The organism is Bradyrhizobium sp. BRP23, from assembly GCF_020194135.1.
Taxonomy (GTDB): domain Bacteria; phylum Pseudomonadota; class Alphaproteobacteria; order Rhizobiales; family Xanthobacteraceae; genus Bradyrhizobium; species Bradyrhizobium yuanmingense.
This window is the reverse complement of sequence record NZ_JADYVW010000003.1, coordinates 216,504-235,258: the sequence shown is the minus strand read 5'-3', so window position 1 is coordinate 235,258 and position 18,755 is coordinate 216,504. Positions and strand designations below refer to the sequence as shown.

Annotated in this window: 26 protein-coding genes; 16 read left to right on the top strand and 10 right to left on the bottom strand. The window is 65.3% G+C overall.

Annotation, left to right across the window (positions count from 1 at the left end; genetic code table 11):
- Nucleotides 1-18: 18 nt before the first annotated feature.
- The 6 genes from I6F24_RS09160 to I6F24_RS09135 all read left to right on the top strand — a co-directional run bounded on the left by I6F24_RS09160 (nt 19) and on the right by I6F24_RS09135 (nt 4,232).
- The gene (locus I6F24_RS09160) at nt 19-519 is read left to right on the top strand and encodes an SMI1/KNR4 family protein (protein ID WP_225149534.1); all 501 of its coding nucleotides are present in this window, start codon (nt 19-21) and stop codon (nt 517-519) included.
- 185 nt (nt 520-704) lie between these two features.
- The gene (locus I6F24_RS09155) at nt 705-1,796 is read left to right on the top strand and encodes a substrate-binding domain-containing protein (RefSeq protein ID WP_036000267.1); all 1,092 of its coding nucleotides are present in this window, start codon (nt 705-707) and stop codon (nt 1,794-1,796) included.
- 259 nt (nt 1,797-2,055) lie between these two features.
- Nucleotides 2,056-2,754, top strand: a complete 699-nt coding sequence (minC, locus tag I6F24_RS09150) for a septum site-determining protein MinC (protein WP_036022835.1) — start codon at nt 2,056-2,058, stop codon at nt 2,752-2,754.
- 21 nt (nt 2,755-2,775) lie between these two features.
- Complete coding sequence (gene minD / locus I6F24_RS09145; RefSeq protein ID WP_036022837.1) at nt 2,776-3,591, top strand: septum site-determining protein MinD; 816 nt, start codon at nt 2,776-2,778, stop codon at nt 3,589-3,591.
- The gene (gene minE, locus I6F24_RS09140; RefSeq protein ID WP_036033781.1) at nt 3,588-3,869 is read left to right on the top strand and encodes a cell division topological specificity factor MinE; all 282 of its coding nucleotides are present in this window, start codon (nt 3,588-3,590) and stop codon (nt 3,867-3,869) included. Before minD ends, minE begins: the two co-directional genes overlap by 4 nt.
- A gap of 177 nt (nt 3,870-4,046) precedes the next feature.
- On the top strand, nt 4,047-4,232 hold the full coding sequence (locus I6F24_RS09135) for a hypothetical protein (RefSeq protein WP_036000257.1): 186 nt from the start codon (nt 4,047-4,049) through the stop codon (nt 4,230-4,232).
- A 21-nt stretch (nt 4,233-4,253) separates the two neighbouring features.
- Here the strand turns inward: I6F24_RS09135 and I6F24_RS09130 are convergent, their stop codons facing one another.
- Nucleotides 4,254-4,502, bottom strand: coding sequence for a hypothetical protein (locus I6F24_RS09130; RefSeq protein ID WP_057029327.1), 249 nt, complete (start codon nt 4,500-4,502; stop codon nt 4,254-4,256).
- Nucleotides 4,503-4,609: 107 nt separating this feature from the next.
- Entirely contained in the window at nt 4,610-5,002 is a 393-nt protein-coding gene (locus tag I6F24_RS09125) for a hypothetical protein (RefSeq protein ID WP_036000295.1), read from the bottom strand.
- A gap of 127 nt (nt 5,003-5,129) precedes the next feature.
- On the opposite strand from I6F24_RS09125, the gene I6F24_RS09120 reads away from it, so the two are divergent.
- On the top strand, nt 5,130-5,912 hold the full coding sequence (locus tag I6F24_RS09120; protein ID WP_036000254.1) for an SDR family oxidoreductase: 783 nt from the start codon (nt 5,130-5,132) through the stop codon (nt 5,910-5,912).
- A 1-nt stretch (nt 5,913) separates the two neighbouring features.
- On the opposite strand, the gene I6F24_RS09115 is transcribed toward I6F24_RS09120, so the two are convergent.
- Together I6F24_RS09115 and I6F24_RS09110 are read right to left on the bottom strand one after the other, a co-directional pair.
- Nucleotides 5,914-6,144, bottom strand: a complete 231-nt coding sequence (locus I6F24_RS09115; protein WP_057029028.1) for a hypothetical protein — start codon at nt 6,142-6,144, stop codon at nt 5,914-5,916.
- Nucleotides 6,145-6,633: 489 nt separating this feature from the next.
- Nucleotides 6,634-7,707: a hypothetical protein gene (locus I6F24_RS09110; protein ID WP_225149535.1), complete on the bottom strand. Its 1,074-nt coding sequence runs from the start codon at nt 7,705-7,707 to the stop codon at nt 6,634-6,636.
- 343 nt (nt 7,708-8,050) lie between these two features.
- On the opposite strand from I6F24_RS09110, the gene I6F24_RS09105 reads away from it, so the two are divergent.
- The gene (locus tag I6F24_RS09105) at nt 8,051-8,647 is read left to right on the top strand and encodes a L,D-transpeptidase (RefSeq protein WP_167361659.1); all 597 of its coding nucleotides are present in this window, start codon (nt 8,051-8,053) and stop codon (nt 8,645-8,647) included.
- A gap of 42 nt (nt 8,648-8,689) precedes the next feature.
- On the opposite strand, the gene I6F24_RS09100 is transcribed toward I6F24_RS09105, so the two are convergent.
- Entirely contained in the window at nt 8,690-9,121 is a 432-nt protein-coding gene (locus tag I6F24_RS09100) for a hypothetical protein (protein WP_036000243.1), read from the bottom strand.
- Nucleotides 9,122-9,239: 118 nt separating this feature from the next.
- Complete coding sequence (locus I6F24_RS09095; RefSeq protein ID WP_225125612.1) at nt 9,240-9,704, bottom strand: MarR family transcriptional regulator; 465 nt, start codon at nt 9,702-9,704, stop codon at nt 9,240-9,242.
- A gap of 101 nt (nt 9,705-9,805) precedes the next feature.
- Between I6F24_RS09095 and I6F24_RS09090 the strand changes: the two genes are divergently transcribed.
- The 3 genes from I6F24_RS09090 (at nt 9,806) to I6F24_RS09080 (ending at nt 12,571) form a co-directional block, all read left to right on the top strand.
- A complete protein-coding gene (locus tag I6F24_RS09090) occupies nt 9,806-11,728 on the top strand; it encodes an FAD-binding monooxygenase (RefSeq protein ID WP_225149536.1) in 1,923 nt (640 codons plus the stop codon).
- A 225-nt stretch (nt 11,729-11,953) separates the two neighbouring features.
- On the top strand, nt 11,954-12,235 hold the full coding sequence (locus I6F24_RS09085) for a hypothetical protein (protein ID WP_036000293.1): 282 nt from the start codon (nt 11,954-11,956) through the stop codon (nt 12,233-12,235).
- A gap of 129 nt (nt 12,236-12,364) precedes the next feature.
- Nucleotides 12,365-12,571, top strand: a complete 207-nt coding sequence (locus I6F24_RS09080; protein ID WP_036000235.1) for a hypothetical protein — start codon at nt 12,365-12,367, stop codon at nt 12,569-12,571.
- Nucleotides 12,572-12,613: 42 nt separating this feature from the next.
- Here the strand turns inward: I6F24_RS09080 and I6F24_RS09075 are convergent, their stop codons facing one another.
- Nucleotides 12,614-12,958, bottom strand: a complete 345-nt coding sequence (locus I6F24_RS09075; protein WP_036000232.1) for a multidrug efflux SMR transporter — start codon at nt 12,956-12,958, stop codon at nt 12,614-12,616.
- Nucleotides 12,959-13,082: 124 nt separating this feature from the next.
- Between I6F24_RS09075 and pdxY the strand changes: the two genes are divergently transcribed.
- Nucleotides 13,083-13,898, top strand: a complete 816-nt coding sequence (gene pdxY, locus I6F24_RS09070) for a pyridoxal kinase (RefSeq protein WP_225149537.1) — start codon at nt 13,083-13,085, stop codon at nt 13,896-13,898.
- Nucleotides 13,899-13,902: 4 nt separating this feature from the next.
- Here the strand turns inward: pdxY and I6F24_RS09065 are convergent, their stop codons facing one another.
- Nucleotides 13,903-15,234 (bottom strand): hypothetical protein, encoded by a 1,332-nt coding sequence (locus I6F24_RS09065; RefSeq protein WP_225141739.1) that lies wholly within the window; start codon nt 15,232-15,234, stop codon nt 13,903-13,905.
- Between the two features lie 241 nt (nt 15,235-15,475).
- On the opposite strand from I6F24_RS09065, the gene I6F24_RS09060 reads away from it, so the two are divergent.
- Entirely contained in the window at nt 15,476-15,679 is a 204-nt protein-coding gene (locus tag I6F24_RS09060; RefSeq protein WP_025035973.1) for a hypothetical protein, read from the top strand.
- A 171-nt stretch (nt 15,680-15,850) separates the two neighbouring features.
- A complete protein-coding gene (locus tag I6F24_RS09055; protein ID WP_036000218.1) occupies nt 15,851-16,102 on the top strand; it encodes a hypothetical protein in 252 nt (83 codons plus the stop codon).
- Here I6F24_RS09055 and I6F24_RS09050 read toward each other — a convergent pair.
- On the bottom strand, nt 16,099-16,659 hold the full coding sequence (locus I6F24_RS09050; RefSeq protein WP_074447944.1) for an Ada metal-binding domain-containing protein: 561 nt from the start codon (nt 16,657-16,659) through the stop codon (nt 16,099-16,101). The two genes, I6F24_RS09055 and I6F24_RS09050, sit on opposite strands and share 4 nt — an antisense overlap.
- A gap of 129 nt (nt 16,660-16,788) precedes the next feature.
- Here I6F24_RS09050 and I6F24_RS09045 point away from each other — a divergent pair, with 129 nt between their 5' ends.
- On the top strand, nt 16,789-17,205 hold the full coding sequence (locus I6F24_RS09045; protein ID WP_225149538.1) for a nuclear transport factor 2 family protein: 417 nt from the start codon (nt 16,789-16,791) through the stop codon (nt 17,203-17,205).
- An 85-nt stretch (nt 17,206-17,290) separates the two neighbouring features.
- A complete protein-coding gene (locus I6F24_RS09040; protein ID WP_057029033.1) occupies nt 17,291-18,205 on the top strand; it encodes a DMT family transporter in 915 nt (304 codons plus the stop codon).
- Nucleotides 18,206-18,211: 6 nt separating this feature from the next.
- On the opposite strand, the gene I6F24_RS09035 is transcribed toward I6F24_RS09040, so the two are convergent.
- Nucleotides 18,212-18,562 (bottom strand): zinc ribbon domain-containing protein YjdM, encoded by a 351-nt coding sequence (locus tag I6F24_RS09035; RefSeq protein WP_225149539.1) that lies wholly within the window; start codon nt 18,560-18,562, stop codon nt 18,212-18,214.
- Nucleotides 18,563-18,755 lie beyond the last annotated feature (193 nt).

Genomic DNA, 18,755 nt, shown 5'->3' with positions numbered 1-18,755 from the left:
GCGCCAGGGAGAGGGAATATGAAATTGGCAGAATTCATTGCAGGCATCGACGTTGGCGCGGAGCAACCAACCGAAGCCGCGCTCACCGCCTTCGAGACGTCCATCGGCTGTCGCTTGCCGGACGACTATCGCCGCTTCCTGCTGGCCTGCGCCGGCGGCTATCATCAGGGGGGCGCCGACTTCAACTGGCCGCATGGGGACTGGGCGGGTTCGGTGCAGGAGGTGCTGGGATTGCGGTCCGACGAGTGCTCGCTGGTGCAGACGCGCAAGACGCCGCAATGGCCGACCGTCGATGAGCTGTTGTGGATCATGAGCGACCACGGCGGCAATCCGATCTGCATGACGATCGACAAGGCCCATTTCGGCGAGATCTGGTTCATGGACCACGAGATGGCCGAATACGAAAAGCCCTGGACACTGGCGCAGGCGATGTCCGATCAATGGGGCTATGTCCTGCCGCTAGCACCGACGTTCAGCGATTTCATCGCCGGCCTGTACGAGGAAGCAGCGGCCGCCTGAGGCGAGGCCGGGCCGAGCGGGCGGGTCCGCCGCGACATGCTGGGTCCAGCTGGTCCACGGTATCCGGTGCAAGCCCGACCTTTCTTTTCCGTCGCTTGAACTCCGCTCCCGGAACGGGCAAACGGTTCGCCAAGAAACCGTGGCCCAGGCCATCCATTCGACGCTGAGTTCAAGGGAGACCCATCATGAAACGCCGTACATTCCTCCAAGGTGGTGCGGTCGCCGGCGCGACCACGCTGGTTGCGGCCCCTGCGATCGCGCAGAGCATGCCCGAGATCAAATGGCGCCTGACGTCGAGCTTCCCGAGATCGCTCGACACCATCTACGGCACGGCGCAGACCTTCGCGAAATATGTCGCCGAGGCCACCGACAACAAATTCCAGATCCAGACCTTCTCGGCGGGCGAGCTCGTGCCCGGCCTGCAGGCGCTCGATGCGGTCAGCACCGCATCAGTGGAGATGGCGCAGACGCCGCTCTATTTCTACATCGGCAAGGAGCCGGCGCTGGCCTATGCCACCGGCGCGCCCTTCGGCATGAACCATCGGCATCAGGAATCATGGTGGCACTTCGGGGGCGGCGCCGACCTCACCAACGAAGCGCTCAAACCCTTCAAGGCGCACGCCATCCTCTGCGGCAATTCCGGCACCCAGATGGGCGGCTGGTTCCGCAAGGAGATCAAGTCCGTCGACGACCTGAAGGGCCTGAAATTCCGCATCGCCGGCATGGGTGGCCATGTGCTGGCAAAGCTCGGGGTCGTCCCGCAGCAGATCGCGGGAGGCGATATCTATCCGGCGCTGGAGAAGGGCACGATCGACGCGGTCGAATTCGTCGGTCCCTACGACGACGAGAAGCTCGGCTTCTACAAGGTCGCCAAATACTACTACTTCCCCGGCTGGTGGGAAGGCGGTGCCATGTTGCACATGATCGTCAACGACGAGAAATGGAATTCGCTGCCTAAGCAATATCAGGCGATCGTCAACCAGGCGGGCGCGGCGGCCGGTGCGTGGATGCTCGAGAAATACGACAGCGTGAACCCCGGTGCGCTAAAGCGGCTGATTGCGAACGGCACCGAGCTGAAGGCGTTCCCGCAACCGGTGCTGGAGGCCTGCTACAATGCGACTCAGGACCATCTGAACGAGCTCGCCGCCAAGAGCGACCTGTTCAAGCGGACCAAGGAGAGCCACGACGCGTATATGAAGGAGGTGCTGTTCTATACGCAGATCGCGGAGAATTTCTACGACAACTATCTGCTCAGCAAGACGCGCAGCAAGACCTGAGCGGAAGAGGCGAGGGCGCGGTGTTTACGCCGCGCCCAGCTTCGTAGCCCGGATGGAGCGCAGCGCAATCCGGGAGAGTGCCGGGTGATGCGCGAGACCCGGATTGCACAAACGGGCGGCGCTTTCGCGCCGACCGTTGGCTCCATCCAGGCTACGGGACCGCGCATCCACTCACGTAACCCCACGGAGACATTAACCAGCCATTAACCATATCGGCCGCATCGTTAACCATTCAATAACAGGGAACGAGTCGGCCGCCATGGAGGCTGCAGCAAAGGTTCAACGTCAGATGGTGCGCCTGCGCGGGCGCTCCTATGTGGCTTTCGTGTTCACGCCGACGGTTCCCGTGCAGGACTGGCTGCACGAGATCGACGCCACGATTGCGCGCTCGCCCGGCTTTTTCGCCGGCCGGCCGGTGGTGATCGACCTGTCCTCGGTCGATCTCAGCCAGGCCGGCATCGGCCATCTGCTCACCAGCCTGCAGGACCGCAACATCCGCGTGCTCGGCATCGAGGGCGTGGAGGAGGGAAGGCTGACGCCGATGATGCCGCCGCTGCTGTCGGGCGGACGCAGCTGCGTGGTCGAGCCGAGCGCGCCGAAGAAGGCCGAAGCGAAGGTCGAGACCAAGCCGACGTCGCTGCTGCTTGAAAACCCCGTGCGCTCGGGCCAGACCGTGATCTTCCCGGAAGGCGACGTCACCATTCTCGGCTCGGTCGGCTCGGGCGCCGAGGTCGTCGCCGGCGGCTCAATCCACGTCTACGGCGCGCTGCGCGGCCGCGCCATGGCGGGCGTCAATGGACACACCAGCGCGCGCATCTATTGCCAGAAGATCGAAGCCGAACTGCTTGCAATCGACGGATTTTATCAGACCGCCGAGGACATCGACGAGGCCCTGCGCGGCAAGCCGGCGCAGGCCTGGCTGCAGGGGAATACCATGCGAATTACAGCACTGAACTGACCAGCAAAGGAGACATTTCAGATGAGTAAGGTACTGGTCGTGACATCAGGCAAGGGCGGGGTCGGCAAGACCACGACCACCGCCGCGCTGGGAGCAGCGCTCGCACAGCGCGGCGACAAGGTGGTCGTCGTCGATTTCGACGTCGGCCTGCGCAACCTCGACCTCGTGATGGGCGCCGAACGCCGCGTCGTGTTCGATCTCATCAACGTGGTGCAGGGCGTCGCCAAACTCCCGCAGGCGCTGATCAAGGACAAGCGGCTGGAGAATTTGTGGCTGCTGCCGGCGTCCCAAACCCGCGACAAGGACGCGCTGACGGAGGAGGGCGTCGGCAAGGTCATTGCCGAGTTGCGCAGCCGGTTCGACTGGGTGATCTGCGACAGCCCGGCCGGCATCGAGCGCGGCGCTTCCATGGCGATGCGCTTCGCCGACGAGGCCGTGATCGTCACCAATCCGGAAGTCTCCTCGGTGCGCGATTCCGACCGCATCATCGGCATGCTCGATTCCAAGACGGTGCGGGCCGAGAAGGGCGAGCGCGTCGAGAAGCATATTCTCATCACTCGCTACGATCCCTCACGCGCCGCGCGCGGCGAGATGTTGACCATCGACGACATCCTGGAGATCCTTGCCACGCCCTTGCTCGGCATCATCCCCGAGAGCCAGGACGTGTTGAAGGCCTCCAACGTCGGCACGCCTGTGACTCTGTCGAATGCCGATGGAGCGCCGGCACGAGCCTATATGGACGCCGCCAAGCGCCTCTGCGGCGAGAACGTGACAATGCACGTTCCTGCCGAGCGCAGAGGATTTATGGACCGGCTGCTGCGACGGAGGGCTGCATGAGCATGGGTCTGCTTCGACTCCTCCGCGGCAAGAAGGCCACAGCACCCGTCGCGCGCGAACGGCTGCAGATCCTGCTTGCCCATGAACGTGGAATGCGCGGCCAGCCCGACCTGCTCGGTGTGCTGCGTGAGGAAATTCTCGCTGTCGTGTCCAAACATGTGACGCTGGACCCGACCAAGGTCATCGTCCGGCTCGAACGCGGCGACGAGGTCTCGACCCTCGAGGTCGACATCGAGGTGCCCAACGATTTCGAGGGCAAGAAGGTGGCGGTCGCGTAGGGGACGCGGCCCGCAGACTGCCGTTTTGGGGTGGGTGAGAAGGCGGTCCGCCGGGCATGGCGGGCCGCCTTTGTCTTGCCGTTCACATCGATTGGGACGGAACGCGCCCCGCGCCTCGATCGTTGTGAACCACCCGCGGCAGCGTTGCACCGCGGCAGGTCAGACGGGAGAGCGCCCATGATGTCCGAGGTCCAGGTCCATACACTTGCCCGGCAGATGCTCGAACAGCACGGCTTTGCTGCCATCGCGAAGGCCGCTGAGCAGGCCCAGGCCTGCGAGGGCCGCGGCGAGGCCGATGAGGCCAGGGAATGGCGTCACATCGTGGACGCCATGAAGATCATGCGCGGCCCGCATCAGAGCTGACATCCGAAGGCGCGAGCCCCTTCAACGCTCGCCGCGATCGCCGCCTTGGGAGGAATTGCGGTTCTGTGTCTGCGGCTGCGCGCGCTCGCCCGATTCCTTGCAGGGCAGGGGTTCCCACGAGCCGTCCGGCGCCTGCTGATAGGCACTGCAGGACGGCGAGGTGGACTTTTCCCCACCCTTCTGGGCGTCGGAATTTCTCGCCAGTGCGGGCGCAGTCAGCACCGCGGCGGCTGCAATCGCGCCGGCGAAAACGAAATGGATACTCCGCATGAGGACCTCCTGTTCGAATTCGGAAGGAGGCCGCATGCTGTGAAAAATTATGACGATTTTGGGCCGCGGCAGAGGTTCCGTCGCGGCGTGCTTAACGGGGCGGCGCGCTAGCCACCCTTGCTGCGGATCAGGCCGGCGAGATTGGTCTTCTGGGCTTCGCACCAGCCGGACATGCCGAGGCGGCGCTGGTCCATGTCGGTCGCCTGGGTCGCGATCGCGACCTCCGCCATCAGGTCATCGTCCTGCTTCTCGCCCATCTTGCCGCCGGTATGCAGCCAGGCGATCGCCTTGCGCACCTTCTCGGTGGTGCCGTCGGGCAGGTGCATCTGCTGCGCCCTCTGCACGAGGTCCTGATAGGCGAGATCGGTGTTGGGGCACTCGACCTTGGCGGCGAAGGCCTGCAAGACCATCGTCACATAGGTCGATCGCGGCGGCGCATCGCCCGCGAGGGCCGGCGCGGCCAACAGCAACAGGCCCGTCATCAGAAAACCGGTGCGCATCCCTGGGACCTCCTCCATTTTATCGAGAGGCTAGCGTCCGGCGCGCCGCTCGGCAATGGGATCGGGACACAATTGTCGCCGATCGGCCCAGTAGGCTAACCTGCGCTCCCCAGCATCGGAGCGCGATATGAGCCTGTTCAGCACGCCGTTCGATCCCACACGCGACACCGCGCTCGTCACCGGCGCAGGCAACGGCATCGGCCGCGCGATCGCGCTCGGCCTGGTCGGCGAGGGCGTCCGCACCGTGTTCGCGGATGTCAGCGCGGAGCGGGTGCGTGCCGCGATCGGCGCGAGCGAGAGGCCAGGTCTCGCCGTGCCCTGGGTCGGCAATCTTGCCAGCCTCGAGGCCTGCGATGAGCTGCTGACATCAGCGCATTCCGCGCTGGGCGAGGTCACGCATTTGGTCCACAGCGCCTCGCCGCCGCGGCGCGAGGCGGATCACTTGCTCGCAGTCGATCGCAACACCTGGCAGGAGATGCATGCCGTCAATCTCGATGCCGGCTTTCACCTGGCGCGCGGGCTCGCCAAGCGGCTGATCGCGGCGAAGCGGCCGGGCTCGTTCCTGTTTCTGACCTCGCTACATGCGGGCACGCCGCGCAACCTGGCGCATTACTCGACGGCAAAGGCCGCCATGGCGATGCTGGTGAAGGAGCTGGCCAAGACGCTCGGACGCTACGACATCCGCGTCAACGCGCTGGTCCCCGGCGCGATCGCAGCCGGCGGGTTCGTCGCCGATCCCGCGCTGGCGCGGCACATTCCGCTCGGACGCCTCGGTGAGGCCGGGGATCTCGCACCGATGGCGCTCACGGTGCTGTCGAACAAGCTGTCCGCTTACGTCACCGGCGCAGCCTTCGTCGTCGACGGCGGATTGTCGCTGACGAACTGGTTCGAGGCGCCGGTGCTGGATTAGCCTAGCGCTGCCAGGCCGGCACCGGATCGAGCGGCGTGCGATAGACCTCGTTGTGATCGCGATCGGTGACGCGCACCGCGCAACCTTTCTGCTGCAGTTCGGGCTTCACCTGCGACAGCTCGCAAGCCAATTGGTCGGCGCGATCGGAGGCAACCTCGATGTCTTCGAGGATGATTCCACCCTGGTTCTTGAACTCACCACCAACCACGAGATCGAAAGAATAGTAGGGCATGCGAATTCCCCGGTGTGACGATCTGAGCTTCAGTGCAAGTCTCAACACATGTCGGATGGTACCACTGAGTCGACATCTATCGAATGAACAGAGCGCGCAATCTCTGGGCTTATGGCGCAGAAATGATGTGCAACGTGCGGGCTCGTTAAGAGTTTATTAAATATACCCGCGCGATCATTAGGCATGGAATTGCAGCAGAACCGGGCTCCGGGAACCGGCAGCTGCAAGAGAAGGCCGCCGGCATAGATCCCGACGGCCTTTTCTCTTGAGCGAGACGTCGCTCACCGTAATCGCCCGGAGTTAACGCTTCACATCGACTCGGACAGCGTGCGTGAGCGCGTGACAGCAAGGCTGCGTCGTTGCTCTAAAGCGCGATGCGATCAGGATGAATCGTCATCGCGCTTCAGGTTGTTGTTGTTTGAGCATGATCGTTTCGGAAAACCGCTGCGCACTTTGCGCTTACGCGGCCCTTCGGGTTCGGATCATGCTCTAGCGCAGCGGCATCGGCGGGCGCACGATAGGTCCGTCGTCATCAGCAACGGCTTGCGTCGTCGTGGTCGGCGCAGCCGGCGGCGTGGCGGCGGCGGCCTGCGATAGCGGCGGCGGAGGCGCGAGCGGCGCGGGCGAAGAGGCCGGCATGTAGGTCCGCGTCACAGGCGGCTTGGGCTTGCGAACCGGCGGCGCCGCAGGCTGCGGCGGGAGGGCGGCAGCACGTGCGCGCGGATCGACCGGCGGCCTCGCCTCGGTGACCGGCTTCGGTGCGGGAGGCCTCGCCATCTCACGCGCCATCTGCTCCTGTCCGGCTTTCAACTCGGCGAAGTTGGCCTTGAGCTGCTCGATCTGCTGCGCCATGGCGGCGAGATCGCGTGTCATCGATTGCACCGATTGCGCCGCGTCGACCGACTGTGGTGCCGCGGGCGCAGTCGCAGCTAGCTGAGCCGCGGGCGGCGTCGCAGCTTGATCTGCGGTTTGGTTAGGCGTGGCTTCCGCTGCGGGCGGCGCAGCCTGGGCGGCGGCGACCGGCGCGCTTTGCTGCGGTGTCGCAGACAACAACGAGGTCGTCGGGAGCAGCGAGGTCAGCACCGGCGTCCATTCGGCCAGTAACTGCTTTGCTGTGTCGCCGTGCTTCTCCCAGGCGATGCTGGCGGCCACGCTGGCGCCGGCAAGCAGGAACGTGACGAACGCCCCGCGCAGCCACTTGCCGACCGAGGACCGCTTCTTCATCACGGGACCATCGCTGGACGTGACGCGGACAGCGGTGTCGATCGACGGTGCCGCAGTGGATTTTCCGTAGACGACGTTGATGCTTGGCTCGGGCGCGCGCGCCGGCTCCAGAGTGAACTTCGGCGTGACCTTGGGCTGCGGGGCAAACTTGGGTTCCGGGGCAAACCTGGGCTCCGGACGCGGCGCGATCTCTGGCGCCAGCGCAGGCGACACGCTGGCGGGGCGCGAGGCCCGCACGATCTCGGGCGAGATCTGGACCGCGTCGTGAGGATCGTTGTCCTTGACCGTGTCTTTCACGATCTCATCGACGATTTGCTTGGCGTTCAGCGTCGCGAGCATCGCAGCTCCTTTGAAGCCCAGTGTTCGAGGTTAAGGCATCCGCATTGGCGCGGGGCTGATCCGAGGTGAGGCCATACCCGGTCCCCATGTCGCACGAGTCCAGCCGGGTTTGACCAAAGCAAGGCGAGGGGATGGAGATGATGCGACACTCTTCCGCCCTTTGTGGTGATGGAACCCAATTTGCCGAACACGCGCATGTGTTCCTGCACCGCCTTGTTTTCAGCACGATTTTGGCAATATCTGGTGACGGCGGGGGCGTCGTTATTCCGCTATCGGGGGGCCGGCGGTGCCAAGATCTCTACTCGTTTTGTTCGTCGCAGCCCTGCTGCCGCTGGGCGGCTGCATGCAGACGACACTTTCGCCATCGACGGATGCGAGCATGACGCCGCGCGACCGTCAGTTGCTCGCGCACGCGCCTTACGCCAAGGCGAACGTGCCCCAGCAATATCTGCGTCACATCGTCGATTACCACCGCAAGGAGCAGCCGGGCACGATCCTGGTCGATACCGACGCGCGCTACCTCTATTACGTGCTGCCCGAGGGCAAGGCGATCCGCTACGGCGTTGCGGTCGGCGAGGAAGCCATGGCGTTCTCCGGCGTCGCGCGGGTCGGCCGTTTGGCGGAATGGCCGGACTGGGTCCCCACCGCGGATATCCAGGCGCGGCTCGGTCCCTATCCCGCGCGCGTTCCCGGCGGTCCCGCCAATCCGCTGGGCGCGCGGGGCATCTATCTCTATGTCGGCAACAAGGACACGCTCTATCGCATCCACGGCACCAACCAGCCCGAATATATCGGGCAGGCGATCTCGTCCGGCTGCATCCGGATGCGCAACGAGGACGTCATCGATCTCTACGACCGGGTGAAGCTCAATTCGATGGTCGTGGTGCTGCCGCCGGGGCAGAGCGCGCAGGCCGCGGCGGGCGGGCGCTGGCGCGGCTGAGGTCTGCGCCGGTCAGTTCGAATTTAGGTGCGTTGTCACGCTCTAGTTCTCAGGCCGGGCGACCCGCCATTGCAGCGTCGTGGCGTTGCCGTTGGCGTCGCCCGGCGCCTTGTCGGCGGGCGAGGTGTAGAGCGGGCGATAACGGTAGGCCCACATCTTGCTGCCGTCGTTGCGGTTGATCACGGTGAAGTCGCCGACGGCCCTGGCGTCGGCCGTTGCGGCGAGCGGCACCCAGCTCTCGATGCACTTGCCGTTGCAGTTCGACGTCTTTCCCGTGGTGTCGCGCTCATAATAGTAAAGCGTCATGCCGTTGAGATCGACGAGCTTGGGCCCCTGCTTGGTCAGGATCACCTTCGCGGGTGCCGTTGGCGCCTCGACCTTCGGCGGAGGAGGATCGCCGCCGCCATGGCCCCCTGCGACCGCCTGAACGGTCGAGAGCGCGACGGCCGCGGCCACAACGAGGAACCTGAACATCCGAAACTCCGCCCCGCAAAGTTAATCGCGCGTTAAGCGCCCCAATGCGGCCGAGGTTAGCAGCCGAAGGTTAGTTCCTGGTTTCGTGCGCTGCGACAATTACGGACATGGTCCGAGATCAGAGCTGCGCATCGCGCAGCGGCGCGCGGCTGAGCTCGTTGCCGGCGGCGATCGCCTTGCGCAGCAGCCGCATCAGCTCTTCACTCTCTTTCGCGCTGAGGCCGCGCAGCATGATGCGCTGCGCGGATTCGACGGCCGGGGTGATCTTGCGCAGCGTGCGGCGGCCCTCGTCGGTGATCTCGAGCTCACGCGCGCGGCGGTCGCGGCTGGAGGGGCGCCGCTCCGCGAGGCCCTTCTGGACGAGGCGATCGATCACGCCGGTGATGGTGGTGCGATCGTAGGCGATCAATCCGGCGAGCGTCACCTGATCGAGCCCCGGATTGGCCTTGATGGTTGCAAGCGCGGCGTATTGCACCGGAGTGAGATCGAAGCCGGCGTCCTCGACCTCGGCCAGGAACACCGCGACCGAGATCTGCTGGAAGCGGCGTGCCAGATGTCCGGGCATGTCGTTGTTGTCTTTCACCGAAATCTCCTCCGGGGCAGAGCGGTGCGGATTATTGACAAGTATACTGATAGTCAGCATACTGATCAATAACCAAACAGAATTTGGCGGGAGAGGTGCTCATGCAGTTCCATCTCAATGGATTTCAGCCGGGCGACCCTGAAATCGCCGATCCTGCCGCGCGCGTTCAGGCATCGGGAGCGGCGGGCGCCGTGCCTGGCGAGGTCGATGTCCTCATCGTCGGCTGCGGGCCGGCCGGCCTGACGCTCGCCGCCCAGCTCGCGCAATTCCCCGACATCAGAACCTGCATCGTCGAGCAGAAGCCGGACCGCCTGCTGGTCGGTCAGGCCGACGGAATCGCCTGCCGCACCATGGAGATGTTCCACGCCTATGGCTTCAGCGAGCGTGTGCTGAAGGAAGCCTGTTGGGTCAACGAGACCACGTTCTGGAAGCCGGATGAAGCGGCGCCGGAAAAGATCGTCCGCAGCGGCCGGGTGCAGGACGTCGAGGACGGGCTGTCGGAATTCCCGCACCTCATCCTGAACCAGGCGCGCGTCCATGATTGCTTTCTCGACGTCATGCGCAAATCGCCGGCGAAGCTCGCGCCGTATTACAGTCGGCGCGTGCTTGATGTGAATGTTGATCCGGCCGCCGGCGCCGACCATCATGCCGTGACCGTGCGCCTCGAACGCGTCGATGCCGCGAACGAGGGCAAGGTCGAGACGATCAAGGCCCGCTACGTCGTCGGTTGCGACGGCGCCCGCAGCACGGTGCGCAAGTCGATCGGGCGCGAGCTGCACGGTGATTCCGCCAACCACGCCTGGGGCGTGATGGACGTGCTGGCCGTGACCGATTTTCCGGACATCCGCTTCAAGTCGCTGATCCAGTCGGCCAAGGACGGCAGCCTGCTGATCATTCCGCGCGAAGGCGGCTACATGGTCCGCATCTATGTCGAGCTCGCCAAGCTCGATGTCGGCGAACGCGTTGCCAATCGCAACATCACCGCCGATGACGTGATTGCGAAAGCGCAGCGGGTCCTGAAGCCGCATCGGCTCGAGGTGAAGGAGATCGCCTGGTGGTCCGTCTACGAGATCGGCCAGCGCCTCACCGACAAGTTCGACGACGTGCCGGAGGGCGAGATCGAGACGCGCCAGCCGCGCATCTTCATCGCCGGCGATGCCTGCCACACCCACAGCCCGAAGGCCGGGCAGGGCATGAACGTGTCGATGCAGGATGCCTTCAATCTCGGCTGGAAGCTCGCCGCCGTGCTGCGGAGGCAGTGCGCGCCAAGCCTGTTGCATTCCTATTCGGCCGAGCGCCGGGCAGTCGCGAAGGAGCTGATCGATTTCGATCGCGAATGGGCTGATATCCTCGCCTCCGCCGCCAAGGCCGGCGGCGCCGATGCCGCCAAAACGCAGGACTATTTCGTCCGGCACGGACGTTTTACCGCGGGCACGGCAACGCATTACAGGCCGTCGATGCTCACCGGCGCGGCCACGCATCAGCACCTCGCGCAGGGCCTCATTATCGGCACGCGCTTCCATTCCGCGCCGGTGATCCGGCTGGCGGACGCCAAGCCGGTGCATCTCGGCCATGCCGCACGGGCCGATGGCCGCTTCCGCATCTACGCGTTCTCGCCCGATGAGAACCCGGCAGCGTCGGGCTCGGCCATTCGTGCCTTGTGCAATTTCCTCGCGGAATCCCGGAAGTCACCTATCCGTCGATATACGCCTGTTGGAGCTGACATCGACAGCGTGATCGATCTGCGCGCGGTGTTTCAGCAGGACCATCGCGAGCTCGCCATCGAGGCAATGCCGCCGATGTTGCTCCCGAGCAAAGGCCGTTACGGCTTGTACGACTACGAGAAGATGTTCTGCCCGGATCTCAAGAGCGGCCACGACGTCTTCACGATGCGCGGCATCGATCGGACAGCCGGCTGCATGGTCGTGGTGCGGCCCGACCAGTATGTCGCGACCGTGCTGCCGCTCAACGATTTTGCCGGGCTGGCCTCGTTCTTCGACGCATTCATGCTGCCGGCGAGGTGACGCCGAAAGCGCCGCGCGGGCCGTTCCGCCCGCGTTTCCGCCGCCGAGCTCTGGCTAGCCGCAATGAAAGCCCGGCCTTGGTGCCGGGCTTTCCGCTCCCGCGCGATCGGGTTCCGTGCGCGTACAATTTAAGAAAGTTCTTCGCGGGCAGATTTCATCGATCGTAATATGTCTATCCAAAGCTGTAAGCATCCACTCGGGGCAGCGGGGCACCGGAGGATGACGATGAGACAGAACCAAGCGGAGACGCGCCGTCAGCAAAATGTCGCGAAGCGGTCGATGACCAAGGAGGCCAAGCAGCTGGCCGGCCTGATTGCCGGACTGCGCGAATCCCTCGAGGAGATCCACAAGGAGCGGGCGGGCACCAAGCTGTCGGGCGCAGAAATGGGACTACTCGATGAGCGTCGCAACAATCTGCTGCTCACCATCGCAGCCCTCAATGACCGCCTTTCGGCGGTGCAGGGCCTGATCAATCTCGGCCGCCCGCACATTATCCGCGTGCACTAGCGCCGATCCGAGGCAACGAGATCGGCTCTGTTGCGACGGCACGGGGCCGGCCACAGGCCTCGTGGATGGCACCAAATTGCCACGCTCCCGGCGAATTGCCGCCAAAGCCCGCTGCCACGACAAGGCCGGGTGCAGGGCGACGCAAGGGGATGCGAATTGGCCTACAAGATGGTCGCAGAACGCGACAACGAGAAGTACAGTTTCGCCCGCGAGAGCCGGTTGCTCATCGTGGCGAAGGCGAAAGTGTGGGCGAGCGAGGGGTGGCGGGTGGTCGTCACCGACCAGGATGGCAAGGCCTACGCGCCGTCCGAGCTCGATCAGCTGTCCGCAGCGTGATGGTGGGGCGCGACCTCTTGCTCAGAGTCGGCACCGCGCGCATCAACGCACGGTGGTCTCCGAGAACAGGTTGATGATCACCACCCCTGATACGATCAGCGCGATGCCGACGAAGGCTGCGGCGTCCAGGATCTGACGGAACAGCACGAAGGAGACGGTGGCGGTCAGGATGATGCCGACCCCGCCCCAGATCGCATAGGCGATGCTCAACGGGATCACCCGAATCGCCACCGAGAGCGCGTAGAACGAGGCGACGTAGAACAGCACCATCGCCAGCGTCGGCCAGGGACGGGTGAACTGCGCGGACTGCTGCAGGAACGCCGACGCGGTGACCTCGAACACGATGGCGAGGGCGAGAGCCGTATAGGCGTTGAAGACGGAGGTCATGCGGAGGCTGTGTCCGGGCCGACGGATGGCTGACGTGCGACCGCAAATATCACGCGGGAATGACGAGTCCGCGACAGGACGCAGCGCTTGCGTCGCCCGAAGTTTGACTCTACGGACCTCTTTCATGCTCGTCATCTCCATCCAGAGCCAGGTGGTCCACGGCCATGTCGGCAACAGCGCGGCCGCCTATGCCATGCAGGCGGAGGGCGTGAACGTCGCTGCGGTGCCGACGACGCTGCTGTCCAACCATCCGCGCTATCCGAGCCTGCGCGGACGGGTGCTGGAGACCGAGCTCGTCGCCGATCTCCTGAGGGGAGTCGAGGAGCGCGGCCTGTTCGACGAGGCCGCGGTGGTCGTCACCGGCTATCTCGGCTCGCCCGGCAATGCCGCCGTCATCGCCGATTTCGTCGAGCGGGCGCGCACGCGCAATGGGAAGCTCGTCTATCTCTGCGATCCCGTGATCGGTGACGACGGCCGCGTCTATGTCGCGGACGGCATCCTGGACGTGCTCCGCCACCGGCTGCTGCCGACGGCGAACCTGACGACGCCGAACCAGTTCGAGCTCGAGCTGCTCTCTGGGGCCGCAATTGCCGACGCCGAGAGCCTCAGCGCGGCCTGCGCGGTGCTGGCTGGGGCAGGCACCGACGTCGTCGCCACCGGCTGCACCCTCGCTGACACGGCGGCGGGGCAGGTGGAGACGATCCTGTGCACTGATGGGCGATTGTCGCGCTTTGCGACGCCGCGCCTGCCGATCCGTCCCTACGGCACCGGCGATCTCCTCACCGGTCTGATCGCGGCTCATCTGGCCAAGGGCGAAGCAATGGAGTTGGCGGTACGGCGCGCGGTCGACACGGTCTTTGCCGTGCTGGTGCGCACGCAGGCCGCCGGCTCGGCCGAGATGCGGCTGGTGCCGCTGCCGACGGCAGAGCGCAAGCCGTAAACCGTCAGGTCGCGCGCTTGCCGGCCGATTGCGCCGACTTCTGCGGCTTGGCCGCCGGGCCCTTCTGCTCGCGCGCGACGTCGGCCTTCGGCGGCTTGGCGCTCGCAAGGCCCTGTGTCTTCTTCGGCTTAACGCCGGCAACGTCCTTGCGGTCGGAGGTGCCGCGCTTCGAGATATATTCCTGGCCGTCGATCGGGCCGACATGGGGCGGATCGCGGCCGAGATAGGGTCGGCCGATGCCGTACGCCTTGCCGTTGGCATCGACCCACTTCCACAGGATTTCGGTCGAGACCCAGCGCTGCGCCCTGTTGCTGCCTTGCGTGCTGACGATGTCTGCCGCCATGCCGTGACCGTAGCCGCCGCGCGTGCTGCCGCCGTGATAGGAGCGGTTGGAGGCGGCCTTCAGGCCGCTCGCGATCGACTGGCGATAGTCGTCGCGGAACGCGCTGGTGATGCCCGGCGACAGGCCGGCGGCTTCGGCCGCGAGCATCATGCGGAACAGCTTCTGCTTGAAGCTCTTGTCCATGCCGCCGATGACGTAGTCCATCATCGACATGCCGGCGCGCTCGGCCGCATGCGGATCCTTCCAGGTGAAGTCCTGATCGACCAGCTTGGTGAAGCTGCGCATCACCGTGACGGTCTTGCCCTTGCGCTTGATGGTGACTGCGCGCCGCTCCTGCACCTTCATCGTGTCTTCCTTGGCGGTGCGCTGATAGAGCGCCCAGAGGTAGCGGTCGATGCAGGCCTCCATGACGAAGCATTCGTCGAGCACGGCGATGTTGTCGGCAGGCGGTGACGCCTTGCGCGCAGGCGCAACGGGGTCGCTCGCGATCGCCGCGGCCGACAATGTGTCCGTCGTCACGATCTCGGTGGGATCGGTGGATGCGAGCTTGACGGGCTCCGCCACAGGGGCGGGGGCAACCTCGCTGACGACGGGCTCCGGTTCAGGCAAGATCGGCGGCGCGGGCACGGCTTCCACCGGCAGGATCAGCGCCGGGTCGGCCGAGGCAAGCTTGATGGTGGAGGCGGGCTCTTCCGGCGTTGCCTCTGCCGGCGCGGGAGGGTCGGGCAGCGCAGTGACGGTGGCTGCGATGTCGGCGGTCAAGGCGAAGCGGTCCTCAAGGGTCGCAGCGCGCGGCACGTCGGCGAGGTCGATGCGGCCGAGATCCTTGGCATGATCCTTGGCACGATCCTTGGCGCGCGAGATGGCGGCCGCATTGGCGGCGCTGTTTTCGATGAGCGCAGGCGCATAAGCGGAGAGAGACAATGCCAGCCAGCCGGCGAGAACGGCCGAGGGACACGACACCGCCACCAGAAGAGACCGCCGATCGTTCATGATCCCTGCCTCCAAACGGTCTGCTCGAACAATCTTGCCCGAACAGTGATGATGCAAACAGTCTGTCGAAACAGTCGCACGGAAAGGCACGCAGCACGTCGATTGTTCGGGCCACGGTGTGGCGGCGCAATGGCGCAAATCGGGGAGTGCGGGCTTTTCGGGGCAACTGTGGCCGAGGTGCAACGCCCGGTTCCATTTGACGTTGCCGCAACTTTGTTGCGGCTGGTGCGTTGGAGGCGCCATGACGCATCCCTCGCTTCGTCCCATGGACGCCTTCGACCCCACCGAGCCCGCCATCCTGCACGATCGTCTCTCCGACACGATCATCACCTGGACCGCCGACCAGGCCGAGGACTACCGCCGCGCCAGCCGGCCCGGCGCTGATGGAACCGTGGCCTGGAAGACCTATCTCTTCGACGGCTGGGGCAACGTGCTTGGTGGCTGAGCGGCTCCTCTGGAGGCGCCGCGTCGCAGCCGGCGTGATTCGCCCAAATCCCTGGACGCATTAGGCATAACGTCATGCATTGCATGCGATGTTGCAATGCGGCGGTGTATGTCGCACTGCAGCAAAATACGCCTAAATAGGCTCCGACTATCAAACCTCGGAGCATCACCAATGAACAAAAAGACCTTGTCGATCGCCGCCTTCCTGACGATCGCGGGCGGTACCGCGGCTTTCGCCGCCGAGCTGCCGACCTATGAGGCCAACGGATTCCCGGTTTCCCCGCTGCAGTTGCGCGTGCTCGGTGCCGCACATGTCGAGCAGCAGGTCGCAGCGCCAAGCGCAATCGCCTCGGTCCACCAGGCGAAGGTGCTCAGCCCGCGCAAGGTGAAGACCGCGGACGTGATCACTGGCGCGGGCCGCTAAGCTCGCCGCGCGCGCAGGCTTGACGGCGAGCGGCCGTAGAGTTCGGCGAAGGCGGCGTTGAACCTGCGCAGGCTGCCGAACCCGGCCTGGAATGCGATAGCGGTCATGCTGTCATCGCCGGCATCGAGCAGGCGCTTGGCGCGCTGGACACGCAGTGTCTTGGCGAGCTGCTGCGGCGTAGCGCCGACATGGCGCTCGAACAGGCGCGCCAGGTGACGCGACGAGATGCCGAGCCGCGTCGCGAGATCGACCACCGAGCCTTCATCCAGCGCGCCGTCATCGATGAGCCTCATGGCCCGGGCCACCGTGGAGCGCGTGCCGTTCCAGGCCGGGCAGAAAGGAGCGGTCTCGGGACGGCAGCGCAGGCAGGGCCGGAAGCCGGCGGCCTCGGCAGCCGCAGCCGTCGGATAATAGACCACATTGCGCGCCAGCGGCTGCTTGGCCGGACAGACCGGCCGGCAATAGATGCCCGTGGTCTTCACCGCCGTGAAGAAGCGGCCGTCATAGCGGGGATCGCGGCGCAGGCGCGCGGCGTTGCAGACATCAAAGCTCAACATGATCGCATGGTAGCGCATGGGGGCGGCGGCGGAAGGGCTGCCGGATGACCGAGTCTGATTGTGGCGAGCCGCGGCGCGCCTCGCGGCCTAGAAGGCGGTTCTCATCGCAACACGGCCGGAGACCCCATCGTGACCAGCCCGAGAGACGTCGTACTGAACGCCTGGAAGACCTTTTCGTCACGCGATCCCGAGCGCATCGCGGCACTCTTCACCGAAGACGCCGAATGGATCGCGCCGAAGGGAAATGCCACCGCCGTCGCGCTCGATCATACCGATCACATGGTGGGAGCGCACCAGATCGCCCGCTTCATCGCCAAGGAAATGCACAGGCTGTTTTCGAGCATCGATATCACGTTCCGCGGCGTCTATGTCGACGGCGATGTCGTGATCGTGGAGGAGCGGATGCGCGCCACGCTGCCGGGCGGCAAGCCGTACGAGAACGAGTATTGCTTCGTGTTCGAGGTGGTGGGCGACCGGATCAGGCAAGTGCGGGAATACATGGATACGCGCAAGGGATGGCGGATGGTCTTCGATGAGGGGCTGTAACACGCGTCGTCGGCATCGCCCTCGCGTGACAGCCCTGCAGCCGCGTGGGTTGAGCGGCTCAGCGAGCCGACATATCGAGTGATCCATGGATCAGCGGACGAGCGGCGCCGACGCTCAGAAGAAGGATACCGCGCCGGCACTGCTCGGCGTGGTCTGCGGGCTTGCCGCAGCGCTGTTCTGGGCGCTCGGCTTTGCCGCCACGCGGCACGGCCTCAAGGCCGGCTTCACGCCGGTCGATCTGCTGGTGCATCGCTATGTCTGGTCGGGGATCGCCTTCCTGCCCCTCGTGTTGCGCGCCGGACTCTCCGATCTCTGCGGCATCGGCTGGGGCAGGGGGCTCGTGCTGATGGTGCTCGGCGGTCCCGTGATGTCGCTGATCTCGTACATCGGCTTCCTGTTCGTCCCGCTCGGCCATGGCAGTGTGATCCAGCCCTCTTGCGCCACGCTCGGCGGCCTCCTGCTCGCGGCGGTCGTGCTGAAGGAGCGGATCTCCGCCTCGCGCCTGACTGGCGCGCTCGTCATCGTCGGAGGCCTCGGCGTGATCGGTGCGGAATCAATCGGCCACATCGGTGCCGACGGCATTCAGGGCGATCTCATCTTCGTGCTCGCCGGATTCATGTTCGCCGGCTTCGGCGCGATGCTGCGTCGATGGCGCGTCTCGGCCGTGTCGGCTGCGCTCGTGATCAACGTGCTGTCGCTGCTGCTGGTGCCGGTCTACGTCGCCACGGTGGGCCTCGCCCACATTGCGTCGATCGGCATGACCGAGAACGCGATCCAGGCGCTGGCGCAGGGCGTGCTTGCCGGCCCCGCCGCGCTCTATCTCTACGCCGTCTCGGTCCAGCGTCTCGGCGTCGCCCGCGCCGCGGTGTTTCCGGCCTGCGTGCCCGCGCTGACGCTGCTCACGGGCTGGTTGCTACTTGGCGAGCCGCCCACGATGCTTCAGACGGCAGGCCTCGTGACGGTGCTGTGCGGGTTCTACCTGGCGCAGCGGCAAAGCTAGCGGACCTCACGCCTTCTTCACGAACTCCGACTTCAGATTCATCGCGCCGATGCCGTCGATCTTGCAGGCGATGTTGTGGCCGTCGCTGGCGTCCTGCAGGCGGATGTTGCGTACCTTGGTGCCGCCCTTGACGACCGAGGACGAGCCCTTGATCTTGAGATCCTTGATCACGATGACGCTGTCGCCGTCGGCGAGCAAATTGCCGTTGGCATCGCGCACGCCCGTATCCTGCGCCGTGTCCGCGACCGCGTCCGCCGCGCCGCTCCATTCATGGCCGCATTCCGGGCAGACCCAGAGATCGCGGTCCTGATAGGCGTGCTCAGAATTGCAGGTCGGGCATTTCATCGTGTCGGTCATGACGGGTCTTGTCTCGCGCGTTCGTTCGCGGCGCGACCGTAGAGGCGGGAACCGGGAAAGCAAGCAAAAGCTGCGCACGGCGCGGGCTGGCCGCGCCTGCCGGTGCGATATCACCGGGCGATGCTTGCCGACGCTTTCAATGAGGCAACATCGCCGCCGCGCGTTGAGCTGCATCAACGGCACTGCGCGCAAG